Source organism: Burkholderia alba, from assembly GCF_034721475.1.
Lineage (GTDB): Bacteria > Pseudomonadota > Gammaproteobacteria > Burkholderiales > Burkholderiaceae > Burkholderia > Burkholderia alba.
Genome location: NZ_JAWJWL010000041.1, coordinates 11,502 through 37,554, shown reverse-complemented (window position 1 = coordinate 37,554; position 26,053 = coordinate 11,502). Strand labels below are relative to the sequence as shown.

Sequence of the window (26,053 nt, the reverse complement as noted above, 5' to 3'; positions counted from 1 at the left end):
TTTGGCTTTCGGTTTGCGGGGCATATTGACTCCTTGGCGTCATGATATGCCTCGAACACGAAATTAATGACAGGCCCTTCCGGCCCGCCACACGACTCCCCGTCAAGCTTCCCCATTTCCCTCCGCCGCGAGACCGAGCCCACCGGCCTGGCCTCGCACCGGAAATTGCCTCCCTACCGCTGCGCAATCGCATCAGTCAACGGCCGCTCGGCGACGCGCACGAGATTCGCGCGGCTCGCCCCGGGGCTCGACCACTGCAGATGCATGCTGGCCGGCCCGCTGCCATGCACGTACTCGACACGGATCGGCACGGTCTTCTTCCCCGAGAGCCTGATCCGCCCCGTCGCGGTCGCGAGGCCCGGCCGTTTCTTGTCCACGACCTGACGCCCGTCGACCCACACGCGCGCCATGTTGTCGCTCGTCACGATGAACGCGTAGGTGTCTGCTTTCGGGATCTCGAGCGCGCCGGTCCACCGGATCGCGTAGTTCGTCGCGTTCACGCCTTTTGACGCATCCGGCGTATCGGTGCCGCGTTCGGCGTTCAGGTCGAAGTCGATCATCGGCGTGATCGACGAGAACACCGGTTTCGTGAAGGCGGTGTCGTTGAAGTACGTGACGTTCAGCACCCTCAACCGGGAACTGAACGCGCCCGCGAGCGCCTGGACCTCGGCCGTGCTCCACGGGTGTCCGTCAGGGTAGAGGACGCCCTGGAACGGTGTCGCCGGTTCGAGCGTCGCGGGCGCGGCGGCCGTCTGCCCCCAGTGAAAGCGGGTGTTGGTCCGCCCGATCATCAGTTCCCAGACGAGGTAGCCGGTTTTGCCGCCATAAGTGCCGGCGACGCCGGCCATCGTCTGTCCCGCCTGGCCGCCCGGCCAGCCTCGCTGCAACGTCTCGGAGTTCAGGCTGTCGAGGAGACTCGGCGGCAGCGAATAGTCCGGCGTGGCGGCATTGATGGCGTACGGATGGAATGCGTGGAAATCGGAGAAGTAATCCCCCTCGGGCTCCTGCACGTTCGGCGAGTTGATCGGCTGCGTCGCACCCGCGCTCAGGATTGCGATGCGCGCGTCGTTCATCATCAGCGCGCGCGTCGGCTGCAATGCGCCGTTGCCGCTGCAGCCCGGCTCGTTCATCGGTTCCCAATAGAGGATGCGGGGGTCGTCGCGGTGCGCGGTCACGAAATCGGCGATATAGCCCTGCAGGTCCTGCTTGTACGTCGTCGCGGCCGCCGACGAGATCGGCTGCAGATACGCCTGCTCCACCGACTGTCCCGGCGACTGCACCCAGCGGCTGTTGTGCACGCCGAAAATGGGCGCCGCCTGCGGGCCGTAGGCCGGATTCGCATTCCAGCAGTCGTCGTAGAAGATCGGCGCGACCTTGAGGCCGTGGCGCGCGGCGATCTCGAGCAGGCTGTCGAACTTGGCGAGGAACGCCACGCGATCGTTGACCCAGTTCAGATAGTGCAGGTAGACGGTGATGGCGTTCATCCCGTACGTCTGTGCGTAGCCGAGTTCGCGATCGACGGTCGCCGGGTTGTAGTTCTGCCAGAAGTCGATTGCGTTCACGGCATCCCACGGGTTGTAGACCGCCCCGACGACGCGAGAGAAATCGTATGTCCGAGGCGCGACGTCCGGGTAGCGGCTCACGGTCACGTTACTGAAGGCCACGCTGGCGCCGAAGCGGCGCAGGCCGAACGCACCGGAGCGAAGCGCGCTCGACAGCCCGCTCGTCGCATCGTTGACGCTGACGACCTGGCTGCCGTCGAGATAGACGTCGATCGCGTTGTTGCGTGTGACGACCTTCAGGTGATGCGTGCTGCCGGGCACGACGGACGCCGCCGGGTAATCGACGAAGTCCGTCCAGTTGTTCTGCTCGCGGCCGACCTGGACCACATGCCGGACGGCATCGAGTCCGACGTAATAGCCCGTCAGCGCATCGATGCCGACGCTCGGGCCGCTCACGTGGACAATGAATCCCGCATTGGCCGTGGTTGAGCCCGGTGCGCCCGCGCCGATGGTGATGTCCGCCTCGTAGGCGGCGTGGCCGTAGACGGGGTGCTGCGTGGTCGTGACGAGCTTCGCACCGTCCTGGCTCGTGCCGCCGATCTGGATCGTGTTCGCGCCGCTGCTTGTCCACGCCGGGCCGTAGGTGTCGAAATCGGCGAGCGTCAGCGTCTGGGTATCGGTCGGAGCGGGCGGTGCGGGAGGGATGGACGGCGGGATGCCGCGAGCGGACACGCGTAGTGCGGGCGTCGGGCCGGGCAGGCCGAGCGTGATCGGCTGATTGGGGAAACGCGTCGAGCCGCCGCGCAGGCCGCTTGCCGTGTCGCCGGCCGTGCCGGCGGTGCCGCCGCTCGCGGCGCCGGAGGGGGCGGCATCGACGGATGCGCGGGCGGCCAGCACCGATGCGGACGGCGTCGACGAATCATCGCCGCCGCAGGCGGCGAGCAAGACGACGATTGCCAGGGCGGCGGGTTTGATGCGAGACGCGATAGTCATTCTGGACTCCGTATTAATGACGAGAGGCGGACGACTGATGGTTCGATGCGGCCGAGACGATCCCGAGCCGGGTGCGCGGCGCGGGCGCGATCGGACATGCAGGGCGAGTGGCGCGGCGGTCCGCGCCTGTTCGTTCTTTCCGGGTGCGGGGGTATCGCTGCGTCGCGGTCTGACGCGTATCCCTCCGGCGCCTGCTCTTGGCGGACGGTGCCGTGGCAAGTATAGAAATGGTTTGAAATTATTACTAATAATTTTATGGCGGTGTTAACCCTGGTTCATTTGAAGAGACTCATCCGCCGATGGCATGCCTGATCGCGCCGGATGGGCGGGAGTATGGCTCGGAAGAACCGGCTGCGGCGTTTCCCGGCTTAGGGGGGCGAGTCGATGAAGGGTGCGCGAGACGCGCTGAAAGACGCGCGATCGACCGACGTTTCCGTTCGAGGGAACGGGGCATCGGCCGATCGCGGTTCAAGAAAATACGGAGAGAAACGACCTGATCACTGTAGATGGCCGATTGATGAATGGCTAATAAAATTACCTTGCCGGAGGCCTGCCTGCCCGTGCGGACAGCGGCTTACGCGCTTGCCGATTGCGTGACCGTCGCGACGGTCCGGACCGATCCGCGCTCGACGAGCGGTCCGTCGAGCTTGATCGCGCGCCGGCGCACCGGCATGCCGACCGCGCGGCTCTGTTCTTCCTGCAGCAGGATTTCGACGGCCCAGCGGCCCAGTTCGTAATTCGGCAGTACGATCGTCGACAGCGGCGGATGGGTATGGCGGGCGATTTCCTGATCGTCGTAGCCGAGCACTGAGATGTCGTCGGGCACGCGCAGCCCGAGATGCTTGACCGCTTCGATCGCACCGAGCGCCATCAAGTCGTTCGCGCAGAAGATCGCGGTCGGCGGCTGCGGCTCGCGCAGCAGCGACAGTGTCTGCTCGAAGCCCGTGCCCGAACTCCAGTCGCCGTCGCGCACGAGTTCGGACGCGAACGGGATGTCGGCCGTCGCGAGCGCGGTGCGATAGCCCTTGAGGCGGTCCTTCGCGGCATCCTGCCACGGCTCGCCGTTGACGTAGCCGATCCGACGGTGGCCGGCGCGCAGCAGGTATTCGGTGGCCGCATGCCCGCCCGCGACCTCGGACGGCACGACGGACGACAGCCCGCCGTCGGTCGTGTAGCAATTGAGCAGCACGGCGGGCACGCGCAAAAGTTCCGGCGGCAGCGTCACCTTGCGTGTGTAGACCGTGGCATAGACGACGCCGAGCACGTTCGGCATCGCGAGCACCGCATCGAGCACCTGGCGTTCGATGTCGACGTTGCCGTGCGTCGAATAGACGGCGAGCACCTTGCCGTTCGCGTACGCGGCATCGCGCGCGCCGTCGATGTTGACGACCGGATGCGGGCTCGTCGAGATCTCGTCGGCCAGGTAGACGATCAGGTCACGCTCGCCGCTGCGGGTCATCGTCAGTTCGCGCGGCAGGAAGCGGTAGCCCAGTTCGTGAGCGACCTTCAGTACCTTTTCGCGGGTGGCGTCCGAGAATTTCGTGCCCGCTGCGTTGTTGAGCACGAGGGAGACGGTGGATTGCGACACGCCGGCGAGCTTGGCGATGTCGGTCATCGTGGGGCGACGTTGAGTAGAGCGTTTCACGGTATGGGCTGCGGAGGCCGGCAGGATGAGCGAAAAGGGCAGCACATCGGCTGGATCGAGTTTGAAGGTAACACCGCTGAACGTGCAGCGGCAATAAAGTATTACTCTCCGTTGCGAAGGATTGCCCAAGATCAAGTAATAATATCAATAAATATTATTGACCGAGCGTGATGCCCCATGCCATGCTTTCCCGTACATGCCCGCGGCCGGGTGCTGGACGTCGGCCGCCGGGTGATCGGACGACGCGCGGGCCGTGTGCGAGAACGGTGCGGCCGCATGGTCGTCGGTCTCGTTTCGGGAAGATTCATGGGCATACCTCGCAACGCCGGTCTGATCGAACTGGCGAGCGGCGCGGCTCGCGTGCGCGTCGCGCCGTTGATCGGCGGATCGATCGCCGCCTACTATGAAGAAGGTCCTCTCGGCCCGCAGCACTGGTTCAGGCCAGCCGACGATGCGGCGCTCGCGAGCGGCGACCCGCTCGGCATGGCGAGCTTTCCGCTGTTTCCTTATTGCAATCGGATCCGCGACGCGACATTCGCGTTCGGCGGGCGCACGATCGACCTGTCCGGCCCACACGATGCGTTTCGCCACGCGCTCCACGGCCACGGCTGGCGTCGACCGTGGCAGATCGCCGGGCAGGGCGACGCCTGGCTCGATCTGCAGTTCGAGCATCGCCCCGATCGCAACCGGCAGGGCGACTGGCCGTTTCACTACCGGGCGCGGCAGTTGATCCGGCTCGAAGGCGGCGCGCTGTCGATCACCCTCTCCGCGTGCAATCTGGATACCTCGCCGATGCCGTTCGGAATGGGCCATCATCCGTACTATATGCGCACACCGCAAACGCTCGTGAGAGCGAGCGTCGCCGCGATGTGGCATACCGACCGCGACGTGCTGCCGACCCACGTCGGCGCGCATACCGCTGTCGACGCATTGCGCGACGGAATGCCGGTCGACGCTTTCGATCTCGACAACAATTTCGTCGGCTGGACCCGCGAGGCGACGGTCATCTGGCCGGACCGCGGCCGGCAGTTGACGCTGTCGGCGGACCTGCCGTTCGAGCAGTTGGTGGTGTTCGCGCCCGCCGGCGCCGATGCGCTGTGCGTCGAGCCCGTCACCAACACGACGGACTGTTTTAACGCCGACGATCGGGGCGCCCCGGTGGGCGGCTGCGTACTGGCGCCCGGGGAGTGGCTGGAGGGGACGCTGCGCTGGATACCCGCCCCTCTCTGACAGGGCGACGCGGCGGTACGGGATTATCCCGACTCGGTTGGGAAATATTATCGAGTAATAATATTAATTCGCGATGCGAATGCTGCGCGTCGCGGGTACGCTGGCCCGATCACACAATGACTGGAGACGATGATGGCAAGCCGTGGAAAGCTGCAACGTGTCGTGGTGGCAATGGGGGTGACGCTCGGGTGCGTCGCGCTCGCGCATGCGCAGGACAACGCGCAGAAGGTGGGGGCCAGTTCCGCGCAGGCTTGCGTGAACCCGAAGCCGGGCGGCGCGAAGCTGACCGATCTCGTGGTCGGATTCTCGCAGTCGGAGAACGAGCAGAATCCGTTCCGCGCGACGGAGACGGCGTCCGTGCGGGCGGCGGCGAAAGCGGTCGGCGTCAAGCGGCTGCTGTATACGAATGCGAACGCGAATCAGGCGAAGCAGGTCGCGGATATCCAGAGCATGATCAACCAGGGCGCGCAGGCGCTGATCGTCGCGCCGAACGATTCGACCGGCCTGCAGCCCGCGCTCGCTCAAGCGCGCGCGAAAGGCATTCCGGTCGTGACGATCGACCGTCAGACGGCGGGCACGCCGTGCCAGGATTTCATCACGTTCCTCGGTTCCGACTTCTTCCGTCAGGGGCAGCGCGCCGCGCAGGCGCTCGCCGATGCCACGGGCGGGCGTGCCACCGTCGCCGAGATCCAGGGCGGCTACGGCAACACGGTCGAGAGCCAGCGCACGGACGGCTTCGCGGACGGCCTCAAGAAGTATCCGAACATGAAGATCGTCGCATCGCAGACCGCGAACTGGTCGGCGACCGAGGCGCAGAAGGTGATGGAGCAGATCCTGCTCGCGCATCCCGACTTGAACGCGGTGTATGCGCAGGCCGACACCATGGCGCTCGGCGCGATGACCGCGTTGCGGCAGGCGGGCAAGCTGAAGGGCGTGACGATCGTGTCGATCGACGGCACGAAGGATTTCGTCGGCGCGATCGCGAACGGTACCGCGGCGGCCGGCATCGAGACGAATCCGCGTTTCGGCCCGCTCGCGTTCAAATCGCTCGAAGCATGGTTCGCCGGCCAGCCGGTCGCCCAGAAGCAGATCATGGAAGACGCGCTGTACGACAAGACGAACGCGAAGCATTCGCTCGACGCGGGTCTCGTGTACTGATTGCCGACGGCGAACGGGAGGCACGCGATGGACGGACACCTTCCCGGCGCGGCGGCGAGCGAAAGGCCGGTCGTGCTCGAGACGCATGATGTCGGCAAGACGTTCGGCGTCGTGCGGGCGCTCGCCGGCGTGTCGTTGTCCCTGCGGGCGGGCGAGGTGCACGGGCTGATGGGCGAGAACGGCGCGGGCAAGTCGACGCTGATCAAGATCCTGACCGGATTCCACCGGCCGGATACGGGCGAGATCCGCGTCGACGGCGCGCCGGTCGCGTTCGACAGCCCGCGTGCCGCGCAGCGCGCGGGCATCTGCGCGGTCTATCAGGAAATCAATCTGATTCCCGAGCGCAGCGTGGCCGAGAACATCTTTCTCGGGCACGAGCCGCGCCGCTTCGGTCCGTGGATCGATCGCCGCGAGATGCAGGCCCGCGCGCGCGCGATCGTCGAGCGCTACGGTCTCGCGGTCGACCCGTCCGACAAGGTCCGCTCGCTCGGGCTCGGCCAGCAGCAGATGGTGTCGATCGCGCGCGGCGTGTCGCTCGGCGCGCGCGTGCTGATTCTCGACGAGCCCACCTCGGCGTTGAGCGGCGCGGAAGTGGAGGTGCTGTTCGGCGTCGTCGATCATTTGCGCGCGGCCGGCATCGCGCTGGTGCTGGTGAGTCATCGCCTGTCGGAGTGCTACCGGATGTGCGACCGGCTGACCGTGCTGCGCGACGGCGCGGTGGTGCGCAGCGATACGCCCGACCGGCTGCCGCGCGCGGCGCTGATCGCGGCGATGCTCGGCCGCGATGTCGGTGCGCGCGACACGCGCGATCCGGCTGCCGCCGCGTGCGGCGATGCCGCGCGGGAGACCGCGCCCGCGCTGGCGGTCGACGGCTTGCGCTGGGGCGCTCGGCTGCGGGACGTGTCGTTCCGGGTTGCGCCGAAGGAGATCGTTGGACTCGCGGGCTTGCTGGGCGCGGGCCGCACGGAAACTTTCAAGGCGATCTTCGGCGCGCAGCAGCCCGACAGCGGCGAGGTGAGCGTCGCCGGCCGCTTGCTCACCGGCGCCGATCCCGCCCGCGCGATTCGGGCCGGCCTCGCGTTCCTGTCGGAGGACCGCCGCTCCGAAGGCATCTTCGCGAAACTGTCGGTGCGCGAGAACATCGTGGTCTGCGTGCTGCCGCGCATCTCTCGCTTCGGTTTCATTTCGGTGCGCAAGCAGGAGGCGCTCGTCGCGCGCTACATCCGCGAACTGGGCATCAAGACGGCGAATGCGGGCGCGCCGATCTCGACCCTGTCGGGCGGCAACCAGCAGAAGGCGCTGATCGCCCGCTGCCTGTCGACCGACCCGTCGGTGCTGCTGCTCGACGATCCGACGCGCGGGATCGACGTCGGCGCGAAGGAGGAGGTGCATCACCTGGTCAGGCGGCTCGCCGACGCGGGACTCGCGGTCGTCGCGACCTCGTCGGAGATGGAGGAGCTGCTCGATCTGGCCGACCGGCTCGTGATCCTGCACGAAGGCGCGACGAGCGGCGAGCTGCCGACGCGCGGAGCGAGCCCGGACGATGTGACCGCGATGCTCGCGAATCAGGCCTAGCGACGAGAACATCGACATGACCACGAGGAAAGCGTGAATCTTGCCAATCCGATGAGCGGCCCGGGCGGCGTGCGGCGCATGTCGCGCCGGACGCTGCTGGCGCAGGCGCGCGACCGCAGCGTGTATCTCGCGTTCGTCGCGCTCGCCGTCTTCAACCTGGCGGTCACGCCCGGTTTCTCGAATCCGCTGGCCGCGCGCAGCCTGCTGTTCCAGGCTGCGCCGATCGTGCTGATCGCGCTCGGGCAGAACCTGGCGATCGCGACGCGAGGCATCGACCTGTCGGTCGGTTCGGTGATGGCGCTGTCGAGCGCGATCATCGCGGTGTGCCTGCCGTACGGCACCGGCGCCGCGTTTGCCGCGGCCGTCGCGATCGGATTCGCGGCCGGCCTTTTCAACGGCGCGCTGGTCGCCCGGCTCGACATCGATCCGCTGATCTCGGGGCTCGCGCTGCTCGTCGCGGCACGCGGGCTTGCGCAGGCGCTGCTCGGCGGCTCACGGGTGAGCCTGCCGCCGTCCGACGCGTTCGACCTGATCGGGATCGGTACGATGGCGGGGCTGCCGGTCGTGATGCTGATCGCGCTTGGCTGCGCGGTCGTCGTGTTCTTCGTCGTGCGCAACACGACGTTCGGCCGCTACGCGATCCTCGTCGGCGCAAGCCGCGATGCCGCGCATCTCGCGGGCGTGCCGGTGCGGCGCACGCTGCTCGCGGTCTATGCGGCGAGCGGCGCGCTGGCCGGGCTCGCGGGTCTGTTCGCCACCGCGCGGCTGGGCGCGGGCGATCCGAACTACGTCGGCGTGAATTTCGAGCTGGACGCGATCGCGGCGTCGGTGATCGGCGGCACGCCGTTGTCCGGCGGGCGCGTGTCGATCGTCGGTACGGTGTTCGGCGTGCTGCTGCTGCAACTGCTCGACGCCAGTTTCATCATGAACAACATCAGCTACACCTACGCGCAGATCCTCAAGGCCGTCTTTATTCTTGGGGCGCTGTATCTGCAGCGCTCGGGAGCGTGACATGCCGACGGCGCCGATTTCTCCGCCACGCGCCGCCGGCACGACGCACGCGCGTCGCGAACAGCTCGTCAGGCTGATCCAGGCGCGCGGCGCGATCGCGATTCTCGTGCTCGTCTGCGCGATCGCCGGCCGGGTGTTTCCGCACTTCCTGAGCGCGGCGAATCTGCTCGACATCGTCTCGGCCGCCGCATTCGTCGCGCTGATCGCGATCGGCCAGAGCTTCGTGATCATTCTCGGCGGGTTCGATCTGTCGGTCGGCTCGCTGGTCGGGCTGAGCACCGTGATCGCCGCCTATGCAGCGCCGTACGGCTGGGGTGCCGCGCTCGCCGCGCCCGTCTGCGCGGGGCTCGCGATCGGGCTCGCGAACGGCTGGCTGATCGCGCGCGCGCGGATGGCGCCGTTCATCGTCACGCTTGCCGCGCTGCTCGGTCTCAAGGGGCTGTCGCTCGTGCTCGCGAGCCAGGACATGCTGATCGCCGATCCCGGGTTCTTCTCGACGATCGCGAACGGCTCGCTGTTCGGAATCGGCAACCTGGTGTGGATCGTCGCCGCCGCGTATCTGGCCGCCGCGTTCGTGCTGAATCACACGCGCTACGGCGCGGGCGTGTTCGCGATCGGCGGCAATGAGGAGGCGGCGCGGATGCTGGGCGTGAATGTCGAGCGGCTCAAGATCGCGACTTATGGGCTGAGCGGCGCGCTTGCAGGACTGTCCGGCGCGCTGCTCGCATCGCATCTCGATTCGGGGCTGCCGGGCGCGGGCAACAGCTACGAACTGCAATCGATCGCGGCGGCGGTGATCGGAGGCGTGCTCTTGACGGGGGGCGTCGGGACGATGTTCGGGCCGCTTGCCGGCGTGCTGCTGCTCGGCGTGATCGAGAACGTGATCAATCAGGTGGGTACGCTGAGCCCGTACTATCAGAACCTCGCGAGCGGGGCGTTCCTGCTGCTCGCGGTGATCGCGCAGACGCTGCTGACCGGGAAGCGGCGCAAAGGCTGACCGCGTTCGGCCCGCAACGCGAACAGGCAACCGTGGTTCCGACGCTCCTGATCGGTTGTGTCCATGAACGATCGGCCAAACGACGGCATTCGGTTCGCGACGTGCGATCCGCGCCGCGCCCGATCCGAGTTTTCTTTCGCCTCTCCGGCTCGATCGAAATCGCGAACGTGCGCGCGCGGCGCGGCTGAGAATCGGTGCCGGTGGTGACGGCAAATCGATGTCGCTTTCTGCGTACAACATCCGCACGGCGGCGCGGGCATGACGGCGCACGTCGAGCTTTTTCCCGGCGGGTTCGTCGGGGGCATTGGCGATGCGGACGATAACGCGATGCCTGACCGTCCGAAAGAGCGGCGGCGAGTCCGCATCGCGGCGGGATGGCACCGCGCGCCACCCATTCAAACGAACGTAGCGCCGCGATCGATGCCGCCGAGGATCGAAGCGGCTCGATGAGACGGTGCAGACACATGCATCGGGGTCGAACGATGAAAGCGACCCGCCGCTTAAATGTTTTATCCCCAATCAAAAAAAGTTTGACCAACAAAATTTTTGGATGCATTCTGCATTTTAAGCATTAACGATCTTTACTGAATGCAATCAATTCAAACGTAATGCTGACAATATTATTTAATTAAAATTACGTAACTTAGAGGGCGGCATCCGGTCTGTAAAGAATTACTCATCGGCCTTTCAGTTCCTGACGTGTTGTTCAATCATCCGGTCCCGGCGTGGCTGCGGGATGGACAGTTGCGACCTTCGAGCGATCAATCAGTAGACCGAATTTAATGTGCGGCACGGGGTTGCATGGCGGCTGCATGAATCGAGCTATCCGGGCCTGAAGGCCGCATCGCACTACGATGCGATGCGAAGATCTCGAGGGGGATGCCGAGTATTGCGGCGGCGAGCGTTACCGTGCCGCGAGGCTGTGTGCGAGAGGACGCGCGCGGATCTTCCACCGAAGCGCAGGACGCGGAAAGGATCCGTTTCATGCGAATCGGATAGTGTTTTCTATAGGTAGGAGTCTTAATTAACAAGAGAGTTGAATGCGGGGTAATTGAAGGGCGTTCGATAGTTGCCGTTTCTTGAATTGACGATCGAATCGGTTCGAGTGCTGTCTGGAAGTCGCTTTCGTGCCGGCGTGATCGGGCCTGCCGTGAAGGAGTTGCCGTTCGAGCAGGGATGCGCCGGATGAACCTGCGGCGAATGGTTGTCTAGGAGGTTGAGGCCCGGGGTCGTGCCGGGCCGAAAACCACAACACGTTGCTTCAACTGGAGAAATACATGCAATCGAAGCTATCGCTTGTCATGCGTAACGTGGTTCGTGCAACAGTCGTCGTCGGGGCAGCGCTCATCGCGAGCGCCATCCCGCTGTCGTCCGCCTATGCCGGGCAGACCGACGGTTTCGTCGATCAGGCCCAGGTTCAGGCCGAGGCTCAGGCGCAGGCCGCCTGGCGCGAGAACGTCAGGCACTTCGCTCCGCCGGTGCAGGGCTGCTATCACGCGTCCTATCCCAATCTCAAATGGGAGAAGATCGCATGCGGTCCCGTGTCGGGTTACCGGTCCGCACGTCGGAAAGTCTCCCATCCCAACGAACAGGTCACCGGAAGCGGCTACGACTATTCCGCTCAGGCGCCGTCCGGGAATCTCATCAGCGAAGCGGTCGGAAGCTTCCCGACGGTCACCGGCGTGAAATCGGAAAAAGGCGCGGGCGTTCCGCAATACGGCAACGGCGGCATCCTGGGCGCGAACCAGTACACGCTGCAGCTGAACACGAACATGGACAGCAACTCCGCGGCGTGCGCCGGCTACTCGGGGTGCCAGTCCTGGCAGCAATACATTCTCGTGTCGGATGACGTGAACTCGGCCGGTACGGCGCTGACGGGCACGACCGACGTCTTCATCCAGACCTGGCTGGAGAACTACGGCCAGGACGTCGATGGCGGCACGACTAACATCTGCCCCAGCGGGTATACGGATGCGGGTGCCGACAGCAACGGCGGAAGCGGCGACGATTGCTATCAGAACAGTCCCGCCACCGTCATCGCGAACCAGCTGCCGATCACCGCCCTGGCCAGCCTGAAGATCTCGGGCACGGCGACGACGAACGGTACCGATACGGCGACCGTCACGTATGGCACGCAGGCTTATAGCTCGTCGACGCAGGACAGCATTTCGGATATCGCGAATGGCTGGAACCAGGTGGAATTCAATGTCGTCGGCAACGCGGGCGGCTCGCGCGCGGATTTCAACAGCGGCTCGTCGCTGACCGTGGCGGTCGCGCTGACGGACGGTTCCTCGTCGGCGCCGACGTGCGTCGGACCCAGCAACGGCGGCACCACCGGCGAAACCAACAACCTGAATCTCGGCAGCTGCAGCGTCTCGGCTGGGTCGGGTTCGTCGTCGCCCGCGATTCGGTTCACGGAGTCGAACTGAGCGACATCCGTTGTCGATGAGTGCGTGACGATGTAAAAAAATGCCGAGAGAGGGATTTCTCGGCATTTTCCTTGTCGGGCCCGGCTCGGGTTCGACGACGCTCAGGGGAAAAGGCGGCCCGCATCGAGACGCCGGCTTCCGCGACCTATCGCCCGGCCGCCGCGAATTGCGCGAGCACTTTGTCCCGGATCGAGGGCTTGATGTTCGATTGCGCGAAGTTGTCGCCGTAGTGCGCGATCACGCGCGGATTCATCACGCGGAACCACAGCGGCGGCACATAGGCGAACAGGATCATCGTCGCGTAGCCGGCGGGCAGTTGCGGCGAGCCGTCGAAGTGCCGTAGCGCCTGGTACGAGCGCGTGGGATTCGCGTGATGATCGGCGTGCCGCTGCAACTGGTACAGGAACAGGTTGGTCACGACGTGGTTGCTGTTCCACGAGTGCTGCGGTGTGCAGCGCTCGTAGCGCCCATCCGGCAATTGCTTGCGGCCGAGTCCGTAATGCTCGACATAGTTGACCACTTCGAGCAGCGATGCACCGTACACCGCCTGGATCAGCAGGAACGGAACGATCTTCGCGCCGCACGACGCGATCGCGACGCCCCACAGAACGACTGTCATCGCCCACGCCTGCAGCACTTCGTTCCGCCACGACCACACCGAATGTCCGGTGCGCGCGAGCCGTTGCCGCTCGAGGCGCCATGCGGACGCGATGCCGCCCGTCACCGTGCGCGGCAGGAACGCCCAGAACGATTCGCCGTAGCGCGCGCTGGCGGGATCGCTCGGCGTCGCGACGCGGACATGGTGGCCGCGATTGTGTTCGACGAAGAAGTGACCGTACGCGACCGGCGCGAGCGTGACTCTCGCGAGCCAGCGTTCGAAACGGTCGGTCTTGTGGCCCAGCTCGTGCGCGGTGTTGATCGAGATGCCGGTCGCCGCGCCGAGCGACAGCGCGAAGCCGAGGTAGTCGTACCAGGTCAACGCCTGCGTACTGACGACCCACATCGCGCCTGCGAACGCGACATAAACCACGAGCGTGGCGAGATACACGACATAGCGGTAATAGCGCTCCCGCTCCAGGGTCGGCACGATCTCCTCGGGCGGATTGTCGCGATCGTCGCCGATCAGCGTGTCGAGCAGCGGGATCACGCCGAAGGCGAACAGCGGCCCGAACCACCAGAAGATGTGCCAGCCCGTCGCCAGCGCGAGCTGCGCCGACGCGAGCGGCAGCGTGATCGTCAGCGCGCCGAGCAGCCACCAGTAGCGCTTGCTGTCGGTCCACGGCGCGGCCGCCGTTTCGGGTGTCGACATTGTCTCCCTCCTTGTTGTGTACCGGTCTCTTCACGCTCGGATAAGGCACCCATACCGACGGAATGCGACCCGGTGCGCTGATTTATACGTGTTCGGCCTCCGCTCCGCCAAACAATCCGGTTAGGGGATCGCTTCCAAACGGCGCGGATGGCGGTGTCCCGCGAAACGGCCCGCGCGACGGGCCGATTGAAACAGGCGCGGATCGCGGCCGGTACGACGGGTCGCGCGCGGCGACCGAGGGTAAGCCTGTAGGTCGGAGGCGGGAAGAAAGCGCGCCGCAAGATCTCAAACTATCGGGAGCCGGGCAGCGATTGGTAATCGATGCGTGCGCAACGAGCGGGCATCGCATCCGAGGCGACGCGTATCGCGGTAAGCCGGGGCCGCAGTCGATCTCGATAAATTACCAAGTTGACCGCGGGCACGGCATTTTGTAACGGATTGTTGAACCGGGTATCCGTGGCTGCGACTTGGAACGCGCGTCCGCAAGTCGATGCGATACCGGTGGGCGGCGATCGATCCCGATGCGCGGGGATGGCGATGCCAGCGCTCAACGTCCGCGATCGCCGGCGTGCGCGAGTCGTCGGCGGTCGGCCAAGACGCGCCACCGCGCATGGGCGGCGCCCCGCGATATTTCGCCAAGCACGCAGCGAAGCATGACGCTGCGAGCCGCGAGGCGCGGCCCCCGGGCGTATCGGTCGATGCGGATGCCGCGAGATCCGCGGGGAATCGGCAAAGAGCGGCGCGCAGCCGCGCCATGAGGCCGGGCCGGGTTGCGTCACCTGTTGTTCGATCCGGCGAGCGGATGGAGACGGCGCTGGGATTTCGAGCGGGCGAAGCCGAGTGCTGCGGCACCCCCGTGCAGGCGAGGCTGCCGCGCAGCGGGTCGGCCAGCTCGGCGCGCGCCTCGTCGTCGAGCACGAAGCGACGCGCACGAAGCGACGCGCACGCGGCGGCCCGAAAGGCTGACGGACAGAGCGCAATGCGACTCCCGGCGCCTTGTGGCGCGGTCGAGGGGACCGTGGCGACGCGGCCGGCGAGGCCTGTTCGGCGGCATGCAAATCGGTGCGCTAGCGCATTTCCTTGCAATAACTCGTAAAAATTCGTGGATTTTTGTTTTGTTATGTAGACGTTAGACTGCGCAAATTAGGGATCTTGAGAGGGATTCGAAATGGATATGAAAGGCGGATATCCGCCGGAAGCCATTGCGCCAGTCGTTTGGATGACCGGGTTGCCCGGGGCAGGGAAAACTACGACGGCGAATGCGCTGTTGAGCCGGCTGCTGAGCCGGGGCGTGAAGGCGATCGTGCTGGATGGCGATACGCTGCGCGAGGGGCTGTGTTCGGATCTCGGTTTTTCGAACGCGGACCGTCTGGAGAACATTCGTCGGTTCGCGCACGTCGCGAAGCTGTTCCAGCATGAAGGCTATGTCGTCGTCGTGGCGACGATCTCGCCGCTTCAGGCTCAGCGCGATCTGGCGCGCTCGATCGTCGGGAAGGGCTTTTTCGAAGCCTTCGTGGCGACGCCGTCCGCGGTGTGCCGCGAACGCGACCCGAAGGGCATGTACGCGCGCGCGGAACAGGGGCGACTGCCGCAGTTCACCGGCGTGTCGGGTCCTTACGAAGCGCCGGCCGCGCCGGACATCGTGATCGATACGTCCGGCTGTGAAGTCGAGACCTCGATCATGGATTTGCTGTCGCAACTTGCCAGCGTGACCGAATTACCCGTTCAGATCTGACCCGACGGGCTGTCGTCCGTCGTCCCGCTGCGCCTACGCATCTGCTGTCCGAGGTGCCGAAGGCGCACCCTCCGTCTTCCGCCGACCGCATCCCGTTCCCCGCGCACGGCGTAAGCCGTCCGCCTGCTTCGCCCCTTCCATGTGCCGCATCCACTGTTGAGCGCGGACGCGCGCCTTCTCCCGCGGCATTCCCGATCCGGCTAATTTGATCTTCCTCAACACGCCACGATTCGTCGAGAGGCAGCCGATCCGCTTTCCGCACGGATCGGCCGACCAGTTATTTTAATTGGCTCTTTAATTTGATTAATTGATGCTATTAATTTAGATAAAAATATCTCGAAAATTAAGTGTCTGATAAAATGATCGGGTATGATCGCGTGGCCGAATTCTTCATATTTATTGTGTTCTCGAAATCTGATCGAAAAAGGTGGAAAGCTTGCGAAGTGTCAGCCTGCAGCGGCTTGATGAAAGTATCTTTGTAGCGTTGAACTCACTGATTCATCGATAAATTTCGCCGTTGTTTGTGTAAATAATCCTCATGTGTGTTGAGCGGTTCGATGAATTATTCATTGCGCTGATTCCGGGAATAGATGAGTTCGATTTGATTTAATCTTGTTGTTAATATTTAATGGTCAATTGATTGGGTGAAATGGGTTTCATAATCCTATAAAAACAACCGGAAACCGAACCGGCTTCCCGGCATCCCGGTTTGCAAATGACGCGAGTCGCACGCGGTCCGTGCCCCGGCACGCCCGGTGCGTCGGCGCGCAGCGACGGACGGGCGGGCCGGATTCGGCATGCCCGACATACAGATCCGAAGAGGGCCGTAATGACGAACTGGGCAGAGGATGTGCTATCGGGGCTGGACGGCGCGAAGTCCGAGGACGACGCGTTCGGCAGGGTCGAGGCCGCCGCGGCCGACCTGGGTTTCGAATACTGCGCGTACGGGTTGCGCGTCCCCTGGCCGTTGTCCCGTCCGAAGATCGTGATGCGCAGCAATTACCCGGAGCCGTGGCAGCGCCGCTATCTGGAAGCCGGTTTCCTCGATGTCGACCCGATCGTCGCGCATGGCCGGCGTTCGCAGACGCCCGTGATCTGGAGCGACGAACTGTTCGCGCCGGCCCATCAGCTGTGGGTCGAGGCGCAGGCTTTCGGTTTGCGGTTCGGCTGGGCGCAGGCGAGTTGCGACGCGTACGGCGTGATGGGGATGCTGGTGCTGGTGCGCTCGTCCGCGCCGCTGACGGCCACCGAGCTTGCGGCCAAGGAGTTCAAGATGCGCTGGCTCGTCAATACCGCGCATTTCGCGCTCGGCCGCCGCATGCTGCCGAAGCTGATGGCGGATCCGGAGCGGGGCCTGACGGAGCGCGAGGTGGAGGTACTGAAATGGGCCGCCGACGGCAAGACGTCGGGCGAGATTTCCAAGATCCTCGCGATCTCCGTGGATACCGTCAATTTCCACGTGAAGAATGCGATCGTCAAACTGAAGACGGCCAACAAGACGGCCGCCGTGGTGCGCGCGGCGATGCTGGGCCTGTTGAGCTGAACGCGCGGCCCTCGGCCGCGCGTCGATCGTGCGCCGCCCGGGGCCGATTGCGGCCGGGCGGCGCGCCGGAGCGTTCCGGCTAGTCCTGCGCGGTCGGCTGCGAGGTTACGTTGACGGCCGTCGCGGAGACGTACACCGCGTGCACCATGTCGCCGACCTTCAGCGCGGCGAGGTCGAGGCTGGGCGACACCTCGTAGGACTCGGTGCGCTGCGGGCCGCGCAGCGTGACGACGCGCGTCTTGCGGTCGATCTTGGTGACGGTGGCGAGCAGTTCGGCCTGGCGGGTCGAATCGAAGCCGTTCGGCGTGGGCGTGATCGAGCGCGTGACCTTGCTTTCGCGGATGCTCGCGTCGCCGACCTTCTCGGCGGTGACGAGCAGGGCGTTCTTCGTGAACACGTCGACGCGATCGCCGACCTTCAACTTGTCGAAGCCCGGCACTTCAGGGCCGACCACCACGTTCGAGACGAAGTCCTTCGCGCCCTTGAGCGTGAGGGTGCGCGACGCATTGTCGATGCCGACGATCATGGCGCGCATGTGACGGGCGCGGACGCCGTCGACGACGTCCTGTGCGGTGGCGGCGAGCGCGGATTCGCCCGCGGCGGGTGCGGCCTGTACCGGAGCGGGCGACGGCTGTTGCGCGACGGCGGAGGACAGGTGCAGGGATGCCAGGGTGAGAACGGCTGTGCCGATCGTCGTTGCTTTCATGGATGAGGCCCTCCAGAGAGTACCGAGTACTGTTTGAACGAATGGATGCGCAGCGGCGCTGCGGGTCGATTTTATCGTCTCGCGGCGCACCATCGGTCGGGAATTCGCCGCGAACGTCGATTGCATCAAACGGGACGTCTGCCGAGTTGGAGGGGGGCGGGCCGAGTCCGGCGCGCGGGGTGCGCGCGTGCATGCCGGTCAACTGCAGAACGACAGGACTTCGACAACGGACAGGATGGTCGCCGGCTGCAGATAGGCGGCGAAACACAGCGCGACAAACACCGCCGCGAGCGCAATGCCGAGCGAGCGCCGGATGGCGCGCGGGCCGCTCATGCCGGTATGCCCGACGGTGCCGGGCGCGATGAACGGACGACTCGGGCATCGTCGATCGGCAGATGCAGCGGCGCGGCGGCGAGGCCGAGCGCGATCGACCCGTACCACAGCAGGTCGTACGAAGGCGTCGCGTCGAACACGATGCCGCCGAGCCACACGCCGAAGAAACCGCCGAGCTGATGACCGAAGAATACGAAGCCGAACAGCGTCGTGATGTAGCGCACGCCGAACATCTGCGACACGAGTCCGTTCGTCAGGGGGACGGTGCCGAGCCAGATGAGCCCCATCGCGAACGAGAAGACATAGACGCTCGCCGGCGTGAGCGGCAGCGCGACGAACAGCGCCATCGCGGCGGAACGCACGACGTACACCACGGAGAGCACGGACTTGCGGCGCAGGAAGCCGCCGGCATGGCCGCATCCGTAGGTGCCGATCACATTGGCGAGCGCGATGCTCGCGTGTTTCGCGGTGAGGCCGTGATCGAGCAGGTAGGCGGGCAGATGCGCGCCGATGAACGCAAGCTGGAAGTCGCATGCGAGAAAACCGAGATTCAGCAGCCGGAAGCCCCGGTGCGACAGCGCCTCGCGTATCGCGGCGCCGAGCGTTTGCCCTGTTTCGCCGGATGCGGCGGCATGCGCCGGCCGGTCGCGCAGCACGCCGGCGAGCGGCGCGAGAAGCGCGGTGGCGACGGCGAGCGTGAGTAGCGCATGCGCCCAGCCGACACCGTTGATGAGCCCCTGCGCGATCGGCACCATGCAGAACTGTCCGAGCCCGCCGATCGCGCCCGCGACGCCGAGCGCCCAGCTGCGCTGCTCAGCCGGATAGAGGCGGCTCAGCGCGCCGTAGACCGCGCCGAACGCGGAGCCGGACAGCGCGACGCCGATCAGTATGCCGCTGCCGAGCGTGAACAGGCCGGTCGTCGTCGCTTGCGCCATCACGAGGAGGCCGAGCGCGTAGCACAGCGTGCCGGCGACGATCACCCGCGCGGAGCCGAAGCGGTCGGCGATCATGCCGGTCAGCGGCTGGGCGAGGCCCCAGACCAGGTTCTGCAGCGCGAGCGCGAGGCCGAACGCATCGCGCGACCAGCCGCGTTCCAGCGTGACGGGCGTGAGCAACAGGCCCTGGACATGGCGGATGCCGATCGCGGCGCCCATCACGAGGCCGCCCGCGACGACGAGCCGCCAGCGATGGTGTGCCGCCGGCCGGGATGAAGGCATGGGACGGTCTCCTGGGCGGTGTCGTGAAGCGGCCCGGCGAGACCGGGCCGCTGACCCATTAGACGCGGGGGAGCACAGTCCTTCAATCGATTCTTTGGCACGGTTCGCATGCACTGCAGGCATGCGAACCGTGAACCCGGCGGGCGTTGCGGCTGCCTGCCGGTCGGCCCGGTGCGCGGCAACGGGAATGCGCGCCGCCGCGACGACCGCCCGCGTCGGGGTTATGCCACGGCCGCCGGCGCCGAGCCGTGCAGCGTCGAGCTGCGACGCATCCGGCGGCGCGGTGTCTCGCGTGGCGCAGCGGCGGGCATGCCGGCCATGCAGCCGTCGACCAGGGTGTGCGAGCAGGTCGCGAGCCGCGGAATCAGCAGCGGTTCGCGCTCGGCGATCAGCAGGCTGATGCCTTCGTCGCGCAGCGCGCCGAGCACGCGCGCGATGTCGTCGGCGGCCGACGCGCTCAGGCCGAACGCGGGCTCGTCGAGCAGCATCAGGCGCGGCCGCTGCACGAGCGCGCGCGCAATCGCGAGCAACTGCTGTTCGTAATCGCTCAATACCGCGACGCAGTGCGACGCGCGTGCGCGCAGACACGCGAAGCGGTCGAGCAACCGATCCGTGTCCTGCCGGATGCGCGCCTGGTCGGCGTCGCGCCATGCGCCGGCCATCAGCGCGTCGCGCACGGAGAGCGCGCGCAGCAGCGAGCGCTTGTGCGGTACGTAGGCGACGCCGCGCATCAGGATCTCGTGGCTTTTCAGGCCGGCGAGCTCCATGTCGTCGAAGCGGATCGAACCGTCATAGGCCTTGATCAGGCCCGCGATCGTCATCAACAGGGTGGTCTTGCCCGCCGAGGCTCGGCCGAGCAGCCCCTCGATCGCGCCGGACGCGACCGACAGGGTGACGCCATGCAGCACTTCGCGCTTGCCGAAGCCGCAGGCGAGCGCTTCGATGCGAAGCAGCGGAACAGTCGGGCTCACGCGTTATCTCCGAAAGGATGTCGAGAGCGCGCCGATCAAAGGAGCGGACGCGGCAAGGGCCGGCCGGATGCCGCAAGTGGATGACCCCATCGCGACCTATTTCACGCGCGCGGGGAGGCCGCCGCAACTACCAGAACTGGTAGCCTGGGCGGCGAGCGGGTCAGCGCGGCTCGCCGCCGGCTTCGAAGGCCTGCGCCTCGGCGCGGATCCAGGCGAGTACGTCGAGCACATCGCGGCGCGGGGACGGGTCGGCGGTGTAGAGCCAGTAGCCGTAGCCGCGCTTGAGTGCGGGGGCGCTCTGGCCGATCACCGCGAGCCGGCCGTCGGCGAGCAGCGGCGCGACGAGCGCGAGCCGGCCGAGCGCGATGCCCTGACCGGCGAGCGCGGCCTGGATGACCTGGTCGTACTGGTTGAAGCGCAGGACGCTTTTCGGCTGGGCATCGGCGAGACCGAGCGCGGCGAGGTGGTCGGTCCACTGCAGCTGGGCGTGGCGGGGACCGTCGAATTCGAGCAGCACGTGCGCGGCGAGCGCGCGTTCGCTCGCGAGCGAACGCGGCCGAGCGGCGGACGCGCGACCGGCGCCACGGTTTCGTCGAACAGCCGGATCGCGCCGGGCGGAGCCCGGTGCGCGGCGCAGTAGCGGATGCCGAGATCGACGCCTTCCGCGCGCAAATCGAGTAACTTGTCGTTGGCGGCGACGCGCAGGTCGATGGCTGGATGGCGGCGCTGGAAGCTGCCGAGCCGCGGCAGCAGCCATAGCGCGGTGACGCCGATGCTGGCCGTGACGGTGACCGGTTGCCGCTGCTTCGGATGCTGCAGGACGGCGAGCGCGTCCTGCAACTGCTGGACGACCGCGTCGGCGGTGCGGAACAGGCGTTCGCCTTCGGGCGTGAACGAGATCGACCGGTAGCCGCGATGCAGCAACGGGGTGCCGAGCTGGGCTTCGAGCGCGTGTATCTGTCGGCTGACGGCCGATTGCGTGACGCAGAGATCCCGTGCGGCGAGCGTGATGCTCATCCGGCGGCCGACCGCGACGAACCCGCGCAGCAGGTCGAGGGGGGCAGACGGACGAGGGGAGTTGACATGCGCGCGGATCATGCGAACGGAGCGGGAAGATTGGTTGAGATAACGCCGCGCGTCAAGTGTAATGGCATACGAAAACCGCGTGCGGAACCGGCGCGCGACGAGTGCGCCGACGCCGGCGCCAGGAGACTTCATGCGGATTGAATACCCCGAGGCGATGCCGCCCGAACCCTTCGTCGCGGTGGCGGCGGACGGCTATCCGGTGCGCGGTTTCGCGTGGCGGCATCGCGCGCCGGCGGCGGACCGGCCGGTCACGATCGTCAACTGCGCGACCTCGGTACGCTGCAGCTATTACTTTCGTTTCGCGGCTTATCTGTTCAGCCACGGCAGCGACGTGCTGGTCTACGACTATCGGGGCATCGGAGAATCGCGGCCCGAGCGGCTCGCCGGATTTCACGCAACCTGGCTCGACTGGGGACGCTTCGATTGCGAGGCGGTACTGCAGTACGCGCTGAACGCGTTTCCCGGGCAGCCGCTCGATCTCGTCGCGCACAGCATCGGCGGCTTCGTGGTCGGGCTCGCGCCGTCGAACCCGCAACTGCGGCGCGTGTTCAGCGTGGGCTCGCAGTATGCGTACTGGCGCGACTGCGGCGCCGCCCACCGGCTCGGGATGCTGCTGAAGTGGTATGTCGCGATGCCCGTGCTGGCGCATCTGTTCGGCTATGTGCCGGCGCGGCGGCTCGGCTGGATGGAGGACACGCCGAAGGGCGTCGCGCTGTCATGGAGCCGCAGCCGTCGGCGCTTCGAGGACAGCTATGTCCGCGCGCCGCTGACCGAGCCGCCCGAGACTCGGCGCGAGCTGGTCGAGCGCTTCGCTCGGATGACGGCGCCGATCCTGGCGGTGGGCCTGAGCGACGACGAGTTCGGCACGGTCGACGCGGTCGAGCGGCTGCTCGCGTACTTCACGCGCAGCGCCGTGACCCACTTGCGGATCGCGCCCCGGCAGATCGACGCGGCGGAGATCGGCCATTTCGCGTTTTTCCACAGCCGGTTCGCGGCCACGCTCTGGCCGCTCGCGCAGCGCTGGCTGCAGACCGGCGAACTGCCGCACGACGCACCGGGTGACGTGATCCGGCGTCCGGTCTCGCCGACTCGGGCCGAAGGCGCGACTCGCGCGGCGAGCAACAGGCGGGCATGAGCGGGGGGCGGATGCCGCGGCGCGCGGCATCCCGGTTGCGCGCGATCGTCGATCGCCGCGCGGCGGCCGGCCGGATTCACGCGGGGGATGCGCGATCGGCGTCCGCGCGGGCGCGCGTTTCGTGATCCAGCAATGCGCGAATCGCCGCGAACAGCGGATGCGCATCCATGTAGCGCTGCCCGTAGGCAAGATTGAACGCGTAGTCGAAATCGGGAGGGTTGCGGCCCTGGTTGTGCTGCAGGATCGTTTCGAGCTTGTCGAGCCCCTTCACGAGCCGTGCTTCGGGCGACGCGCCATGCTCGTATTCCTCCCACAGCGCCATGAAGTGCGCCCGCGCGGATGCGGCGAGCGGCGCCGTCAGCGTCTCGAGATCGGCCCGCTCGCGTGCGGACTTATGCTGATCCGGCCGCTGTTCGGTTGCCGGTACGTCGCCGCCGATCGCTTCGCCGAGGTCGTGCAGCACGCAGATCTTCAGCAGTTTCGCGAAGTCGATATCCGCGAACTCGGACTCGAAGACCATTGCCATCAGGCACAGGCGCCACGTATGTTCGGCGGTGCTCTCGCGGCGGCCGCCCGACGTATGCGCGCTGCGCAACACGTCCTTCAGTCGCTCCGCCTCGCGCAGGAAGGCGAGGGCCTTGTGGATCTCTTCGGTATTCATCATCGGCCGGACGGCGTGCGAAGTGAGTGAAAGCGCGCGCCGTGCTCCGGATGATAGACGATGGACCGGCGGGCGCATCCGATAATATCGGACCTTCGTCCTGTCCACTTGCCGTTTCATGACTCAGCCCCAGTCCTCCGATTTCGATGTCGCGGCCGCGATCGCCGATACGCTCGCTTACCGGGTCGTCGCCGTACCCGTACCTGCCGACGCGCGACTTGCGGGCGTGCGGGTGCTGCGGATCGATTTCGGGTTCGAGGTGCCGCTCGACGCGCCCGCATTCGACGTGCTGGACGATGACGAACGCGCGCGCGCCGCGCGTTTCGTGCGTGCGGAAGATGGCGTGCGCAGCGCGGCCACGCGCACGGTGTTGCGCAGGCTGCTTGCCGAACTGCTCGGGATCGCGCCCGCCGCGGTCCGTTTGATCAACGACGCGGCGGGCCGGCCGCAACTCGCGCCCGGGCTGGCCGCGCGCGCGCCGGGGCTCGACTTCAACGTGTCGCATTCGGGCGCGCATGCGCTGGTGGCGTGGAGCGGGGCGGGGCGCGTCGGCGTCGATATCGAGTGGGGCCGTCCCGGCGTCGACTGGTCGTCGCTGGGCGAGGCGGTGTTCGCGCCCGCCGACGCGCGGCGGATCGCAGCGCTGCCCGCCGCTGCGCGCGAGGCGGCGTTCTACCGGGTGTGGGCCGCGAAGGAGGCGCTTCTCAAGGCGCTGGGGACCGGCATCGCGGGCGGGCTGACGGCGTTTTCCGTGCTCGCCGAGGACGGCCGGGCGGACCGGCCGGTCGTGCGGATCGTCGACCCCGCGTCGCCGGCGAGCGGCGTCGCCGCGTTCGACGCGGGCTGGCTCGACGCGCCCGCCGACTATGCGGCCTGCGTTGCCTGGCAGCGCGCCTGACGTCGCGCCGGGGAAACCGGGGTCGACGCCGGTCCGGGTTCGCCGGGCCGACAGGCTGACCGACCCGCTTCAACCGGCCGGGCTCGCCGTGCGGCGAAAGACGCCGCTTGCATCCGCGCTTCCCCATCGCGCCATTGCCCATCGCTCCGCGATGCGGTGACCCGCGCCGTCGCGCGCGTGCCACTTGCTGTCCCGCCGTCCCGCCGTCCCGCCGTCCCGCCGTCCCGCCGTGCCGCCGTCCCGCCGTGCCGGCGGCGTTTCCTCGCCGCGGCCGTGCGCCCCCGGCACACTAGGGAAATTCCCGATCCGCATTATTGAAAAACAAGTTGTCTATACAAGTTGATTCTCCTACACTTTGGTTCATCCAGAACTTGTATAGACAGGACGCTTACATGATCACGTTGACCCCAGGCCACTTGACCCTTCCGCAACTGCGCCGGATCGCCCGCGAGAAAGTGCAGATCGCACTCGATCCGGCCAGCTTCGCCGCCATCGATCGAGGCGCGCAGGCCGTCGCGGATATCGCGGCGAAGGGCGAGCCCGCCTACGGTATCAACACGGGCTTCGGCCGTCTCGCCAGCACCCACATCCCGCACGACCAGCTCGAACTGCTGCAGCGGAACCTGGTGCTGTCGCATGCGGTGGGCGTGGGCGAACCGATGTCGCAGCCCGTCGTGCGCCTGCTGATGGCGCTCAAGCTGTCGAGTCTCGGTCGCGGCCATTCCGGTATCCGCCGTGTCGTGATGGACGCGCTCGTCACGCTGTTCAACGCCGACGTGCTGCCGCTGATCCCGGTGAAGGGCTCGGTCGGCGCATCGGGCGATCTCGCGCCGCTCGCTCACATGTCGGCGGTGCTGCTCGGGATCGGCGAAGTGTTCATCCGCGGCGAGCGGGCGAGCGCGGCCGACGGCCTGCGCGTCGCCGGCCTCGCGCCGCTCACGCTGCAGGCGAAGGAAGGTCTCGCGCTGCTGAACGGCACGCAGGCCTCGACGGCGCTCGCGCTCGACAACATGTTCGCGATCGAGGATCTGTATCGCACCGGGCTCGTTGCCGGCGCGCTGTCGGTGGACGCCGCCGCGGGTTCGGTGAAGCCGTTCGACGCGCGCATTCACGCGCTGCGCGGCCATCGCGGCCAGATCGACGCGGCTGCAGCCTACCGCACGCTGCTCGAAGGCTCCGACATCAACCTGTCGCACCGCGATTGCGACAAGGTGCAGGATCCGTACAGCCTGCGCTGTCAGCCGCAGGTGATGGGCGCGTGTCTCGACCAGATGCGCCACGCGGCCAACGTGCTGTTGATCGAGGCGAACGCGGTGTCGGACAATCCGCTGATTTTCCCGGACACCGGCGAAGTGCTGTCGGGCGGCAATTTCCACGCCGAGCCGGTGGCGTTCGCAGCCGACAATCTCGCGCTCGCGGCGGCGGAGATCGGCGCGCTCGCGGAACGCCGCATCGCGCTGCTGATCGATGCGACGCTGTCGGGCCTGCCCCCGTTCCTCGTCAAGGACGGCGGCGTGAATTCCGGCTTCATGATCGCCCACGTGACGGCCGCCGCGCTCGCGTCGGAGAACAAGACCCTCGCGCATCCGGCGTCGGTCGATTCGCTGCCGACCTCGGCGAACCAGGAAGACCACGTGTCGATGGCGACCTTCGCCGCGCGCAAGCTCGCCGACATCGCCGACAACACCCAGCACATCCTCGCGATCGAACTGCTGGCCGCCGCGCAGGGCGTCGACCTGCGCGCACCGCGCCAGACGAGCCCCGCGCTCGACGGCGTGATGAAGACGATCCGCGCGGAAGTCGCGCATTACGATCTCGACCACTACTTCGCGCCGGACATCGCCGCGATCGCCCGTCTCGTCAAGGACGGCGCATTCGCCGCGCAGAGCCCGCTGTCGTTCGAATCGGAACAGTGAAGC

20 protein-coding genes and 1 pseudogene are annotated in these 26,053 nt (G+C 66.7%); 12 read left to right on the top strand and 9 right to left on the bottom strand.

What is annotated here, in order from left to right:
• Positions 1 to 173 precede the first annotated feature (173 nt).
• Together RZR99_RS29470 and RZR99_RS29465 are read right to left on the bottom strand one after the other, a co-directional pair.
• Complete coding sequence (locus RZR99_RS29470) at positions 174 to 2,495, bottom strand: PA14 domain-containing protein (RefSeq protein ID WP_323123300.1); 2,322 nt, start codon at positions 2,493 to 2,495, stop codon at positions 174 to 176.
• Between the two features lie 574 nt (positions 2,496 to 3,069).
• A complete protein-coding gene (locus RZR99_RS29465) occupies positions 3,070 to 4,110 on the bottom strand; it encodes a LacI family DNA-binding transcriptional regulator (RefSeq protein WP_323123299.1) in 1,041 nt (346 codons plus the stop codon).
• A 336-nt stretch (positions 4,111 to 4,446) separates the two neighbouring features.
• On the opposite strand from RZR99_RS29465, the gene RZR99_RS29460 reads away from it, so the two are divergent.
• The 6 genes from RZR99_RS29460 (at position 4,447) to RZR99_RS29435 (ending at position 12,540) form a co-directional block, all read left to right on the top strand.
• On the top strand, positions 4,447 to 5,370 hold the full coding sequence (locus tag RZR99_RS29460) for an aldose 1-epimerase (RefSeq protein WP_323123298.1): 924 nt from the start codon (positions 4,447 to 4,449) through the stop codon (positions 5,368 to 5,370).
• Positions 5,371 to 5,499: 129 nt separating this feature from the next.
• A complete protein-coding gene (locus RZR99_RS29455; RefSeq protein ID WP_323123297.1) occupies positions 5,500 to 6,528 on the top strand; it encodes an ABC transporter substrate-binding protein in 1,029 nt (342 codons plus the stop codon).
• Positions 6,529 to 6,555: 27 nt separating this feature from the next.
• Positions 6,556 to 8,103 carry a sugar ABC transporter ATP-binding protein gene (locus RZR99_RS29450; RefSeq protein ID WP_323123296.1) on the top strand — a complete coding sequence of 516 codons (1,548 nt, stop codon included), beginning with the start codon at positions 6,556 to 6,558 and terminating at the stop codon, positions 8,101 to 8,103.
• A 33-nt stretch (positions 8,104 to 8,136) separates the two neighbouring features.
• On the top strand, positions 8,137 to 9,114 hold the full coding sequence (locus tag RZR99_RS29445; RefSeq protein ID WP_323123295.1) for an ABC transporter permease: 978 nt from the start codon (positions 8,137 to 8,139) through the stop codon (positions 9,112 to 9,114).
• A 1-nt stretch (position 9,115) separates the two neighbouring features.
• The gene (locus RZR99_RS29440; RefSeq protein WP_323123294.1) at positions 9,116 to 10,111 is read left to right on the top strand and encodes an ABC transporter permease; all 996 of its coding nucleotides are present in this window, start codon (positions 9,116 to 9,118) and stop codon (positions 10,109 to 10,111) included.
• Between the two features lie 1,277 nt (positions 10,112 to 11,388).
• A complete protein-coding gene (locus tag RZR99_RS29435) occupies positions 11,389 to 12,540 on the top strand; it encodes a hypothetical protein (RefSeq protein WP_323123293.1) in 1,152 nt (383 codons plus the stop codon).
• A 145-nt stretch (positions 12,541 to 12,685) separates the two neighbouring features.
• Here RZR99_RS29435 and RZR99_RS29430 read toward each other — a convergent pair whose 3' ends face one another.
• Positions 12,686 to 13,849, bottom strand: a complete 1,164-nt coding sequence (locus RZR99_RS29430; RefSeq protein WP_323123292.1) for an alkane 1-monooxygenase — start codon at positions 13,847 to 13,849, stop codon at positions 12,686 to 12,688.
• A gap of 840 nt (positions 13,850 to 14,689) precedes the next feature.
• Between RZR99_RS29430 and RZR99_RS29425 the strand changes: the two genes are divergently transcribed.
• From RZR99_RS29425 to RZR99_RS29415, 3 genes are all read left to right on the top strand, one after another.
• Positions 14,690 to 14,815, top strand: coding sequence for a hypothetical protein (locus RZR99_RS29425; RefSeq protein WP_323123291.1), 126 nt, complete (start codon positions 14,690 to 14,692; stop codon positions 14,813 to 14,815).
• Positions 14,816 to 15,017: 202 nt separating this feature from the next.
• Complete coding sequence (cysC, locus tag RZR99_RS29420) at positions 15,018 to 15,584, top strand: adenylyl-sulfate kinase (protein ID WP_323123290.1); 567 nt, start codon at positions 15,018 to 15,020, stop codon at positions 15,582 to 15,584.
• 829 nt (positions 15,585 to 16,413) lie between these two features.
• Positions 16,414 to 17,127: an autoinducer binding domain-containing protein gene (locus RZR99_RS29415; protein WP_323123289.1), complete on the top strand. Its 714-nt coding sequence runs from the start codon at positions 16,414 to 16,416 to the stop codon at positions 17,125 to 17,127.
• 79 nt (positions 17,128 to 17,206) lie between these two features.
• On the opposite strand, the gene RZR99_RS29410 is transcribed toward RZR99_RS29415, so the two are convergent.
• The 5 genes and pseudogenes from RZR99_RS29410 to RZR99_RS29390 all read right to left on the bottom strand — a co-directional run bounded on the left by RZR99_RS29410 (position 17,207) and on the right by RZR99_RS29390 (position 21,439).
• The gene (locus RZR99_RS29410) at positions 17,207 to 17,833 is read right to left on the bottom strand and encodes a hypothetical protein (RefSeq protein ID WP_323123288.1); all 627 of its coding nucleotides are present in this window, start codon (positions 17,831 to 17,833) and stop codon (positions 17,207 to 17,209) included.
• A 198-nt stretch (positions 17,834 to 18,031) separates the two neighbouring features.
• A complete protein-coding gene (locus RZR99_RS29405) occupies positions 18,032 to 18,166 on the bottom strand; it encodes a hypothetical protein (protein WP_323123287.1) in 135 nt (44 codons plus the stop codon).
• On the bottom strand, positions 18,163 to 19,383 hold the full coding sequence (locus tag RZR99_RS29400; RefSeq protein ID WP_323123286.1) for an MFS transporter: 1,221 nt from the start codon (positions 19,381 to 19,383) through the stop codon (positions 18,163 to 18,165). The genes RZR99_RS29405 and RZR99_RS29400 overlap by 4 nt, the downstream gene beginning before the upstream one ends.
• Before the next feature lie 221 nt (positions 19,384 to 19,604).
• A complete protein-coding gene (locus RZR99_RS29395; protein ID WP_323123285.1) occupies positions 19,605 to 20,354 on the bottom strand; it encodes an ATP-binding cassette domain-containing protein in 750 nt (249 codons plus the stop codon).
• Positions 20,355 to 20,514: 160 nt separating this feature from the next.
• A pseudogene (locus RZR99_RS29390) lies at positions 20,515 to 21,439 on the bottom strand (LysR substrate-binding domain-containing protein).
• Positions 21,440 to 21,570: 131 nt separating this feature from the next.
• Between RZR99_RS29390 and RZR99_RS29385 the strand changes: the two are divergent.
• On the top strand, positions 21,571 to 22,575 hold the full coding sequence (locus RZR99_RS29385) for an alpha/beta hydrolase family protein (RefSeq protein WP_323123284.1): 1,005 nt from the start codon (positions 21,571 to 21,573) through the stop codon (positions 22,573 to 22,575).
• A gap of 76 nt (positions 22,576 to 22,651) precedes the next feature.
• On the opposite strand, the gene RZR99_RS29380 is transcribed toward RZR99_RS29385, so the two are convergent.
• Positions 22,652 to 23,236 carry an HD domain-containing protein gene (locus tag RZR99_RS29380; protein ID WP_323123302.1) on the bottom strand — a complete coding sequence of 195 codons (585 nt, stop codon included), beginning with the start codon at positions 23,234 to 23,236 and terminating at the stop codon, positions 22,652 to 22,654.
• Between the two features lie 118 nt (positions 23,237 to 23,354).
• Between RZR99_RS29380 and RZR99_RS29375 the strand changes: the two genes are divergently transcribed.
• Together RZR99_RS29375 and hutH are read left to right on the top strand one after the other, a co-directional pair.
• Entirely contained in the window at positions 23,355 to 24,134 is a 780-nt protein-coding gene (locus RZR99_RS29375; RefSeq protein WP_323123283.1) for a 4'-phosphopantetheinyl transferase family protein, read from the top strand.
• A 392-nt stretch (positions 24,135 to 24,526) separates the two neighbouring features.
• Positions 24,527 to 26,050 carry a histidine ammonia-lyase gene (gene hutH, locus RZR99_RS29370; protein ID WP_323123282.1) on the top strand — a complete coding sequence of 508 codons (1,524 nt, stop codon included), beginning with the start codon at positions 24,527 to 24,529 and terminating at the stop codon, positions 26,048 to 26,050.
• The last annotated feature ends 3 nt before the right edge of the window (positions 26,051 to 26,053 follow it).

Coding starts and splice junctions, on each gene's coding strand:
- RZR99_RS29470 (WP_323123300.1), bottom strand. CDS start 2,495: ATGACTATCGCGTCTCGCATCAAACCCGCCGCCCTGGCAATCGTCGTC.
- RZR99_RS29465 (WP_323123299.1), bottom strand. CDS start 4,110: ATGACCGACATCGCCAAGCTCGCCGGCGTGTCGCAATCCACCGTCTCC.
- RZR99_RS29460 (WP_323123298.1), top strand. CDS start 4,447: ATGGGCATACCTCGCAACGCCGGTCTGATCGAACTGGCGAGCGGCGCG.
- RZR99_RS29455 (WP_323123297.1), top strand. CDS start 5,500: ATGATGGCAAGCCGTGGAAAGCTGCAACGTGTCGTGGTGGCAATGGGG.
- RZR99_RS29450 (WP_323123296.1), top strand. CDS start 6,556: ATGGACGGACACCTTCCCGGCGCGGCGGCGAGCGAAAGGCCGGTCGTG.
- RZR99_RS29440 (WP_323123294.1), top strand. CDS start 9,116: ATGCCGACGGCGCCGATTTCTCCGCCACGCGCCGCCGGCACGACGCAC.
- RZR99_RS29435 (WP_323123293.1), top strand. CDS start 11,389: ATGCAATCGAAGCTATCGCTTGTCATGCGTAACGTGGTTCGTGCAACA.
- RZR99_RS29430 (WP_323123292.1), bottom strand. CDS start 13,849: ATGTCGACACCCGAAACGGCGGCCGCGCCGTGGACCGACAGCAAGCGC.
- cysC (WP_323123290.1), top strand. CDS start 15,018: ATGGATATGAAAGGCGGATATCCGCCGGAAGCCATTGCGCCAGTCGTT.
- RZR99_RS29415 (WP_323123289.1), top strand. CDS start 16,414: ATGACGAACTGGGCAGAGGATGTGCTATCGGGGCTGGACGGCGCGAAG.
- RZR99_RS29410 (WP_323123288.1), bottom strand. CDS start 17,833: ATGAAAGCAACGACGATCGGCACAGCCGTTCTCACCCTGGCATCCCTG.
- RZR99_RS29405 (WP_323123287.1), bottom strand. CDS start 18,166: ATGAGCGGCCCGCGCGCCATCCGGCGCTCGCTCGGCATTGCGCTCGCG.
- RZR99_RS29400 (WP_323123286.1), bottom strand. CDS start 19,383: ATGCCTTCATCCCGGCCGGCGGCACACCATCGCTGGCGGCTCGTCGTC.
- RZR99_RS29385 (WP_323123284.1), top strand. CDS start 21,571: ATGCGGATTGAATACCCCGAGGCGATGCCGCCCGAACCCTTCGTCGCG.
- RZR99_RS29380 (WP_323123302.1), bottom strand. CDS start 23,236: ATGAATACCGAAGAGATCCACAAGGCCCTCGCCTTCCTGCGCGAGGCG.
- RZR99_RS29375 (WP_323123283.1), top strand. CDS start 23,355: ATGACTCAGCCCCAGTCCTCCGATTTCGATGTCGCGGCCGCGATCGCC.
- hutH (WP_323123282.1), top strand. CDS start 24,527: ATGATCACGTTGACCCCAGGCCACTTGACCCTTCCGCAACTGCGCCGG.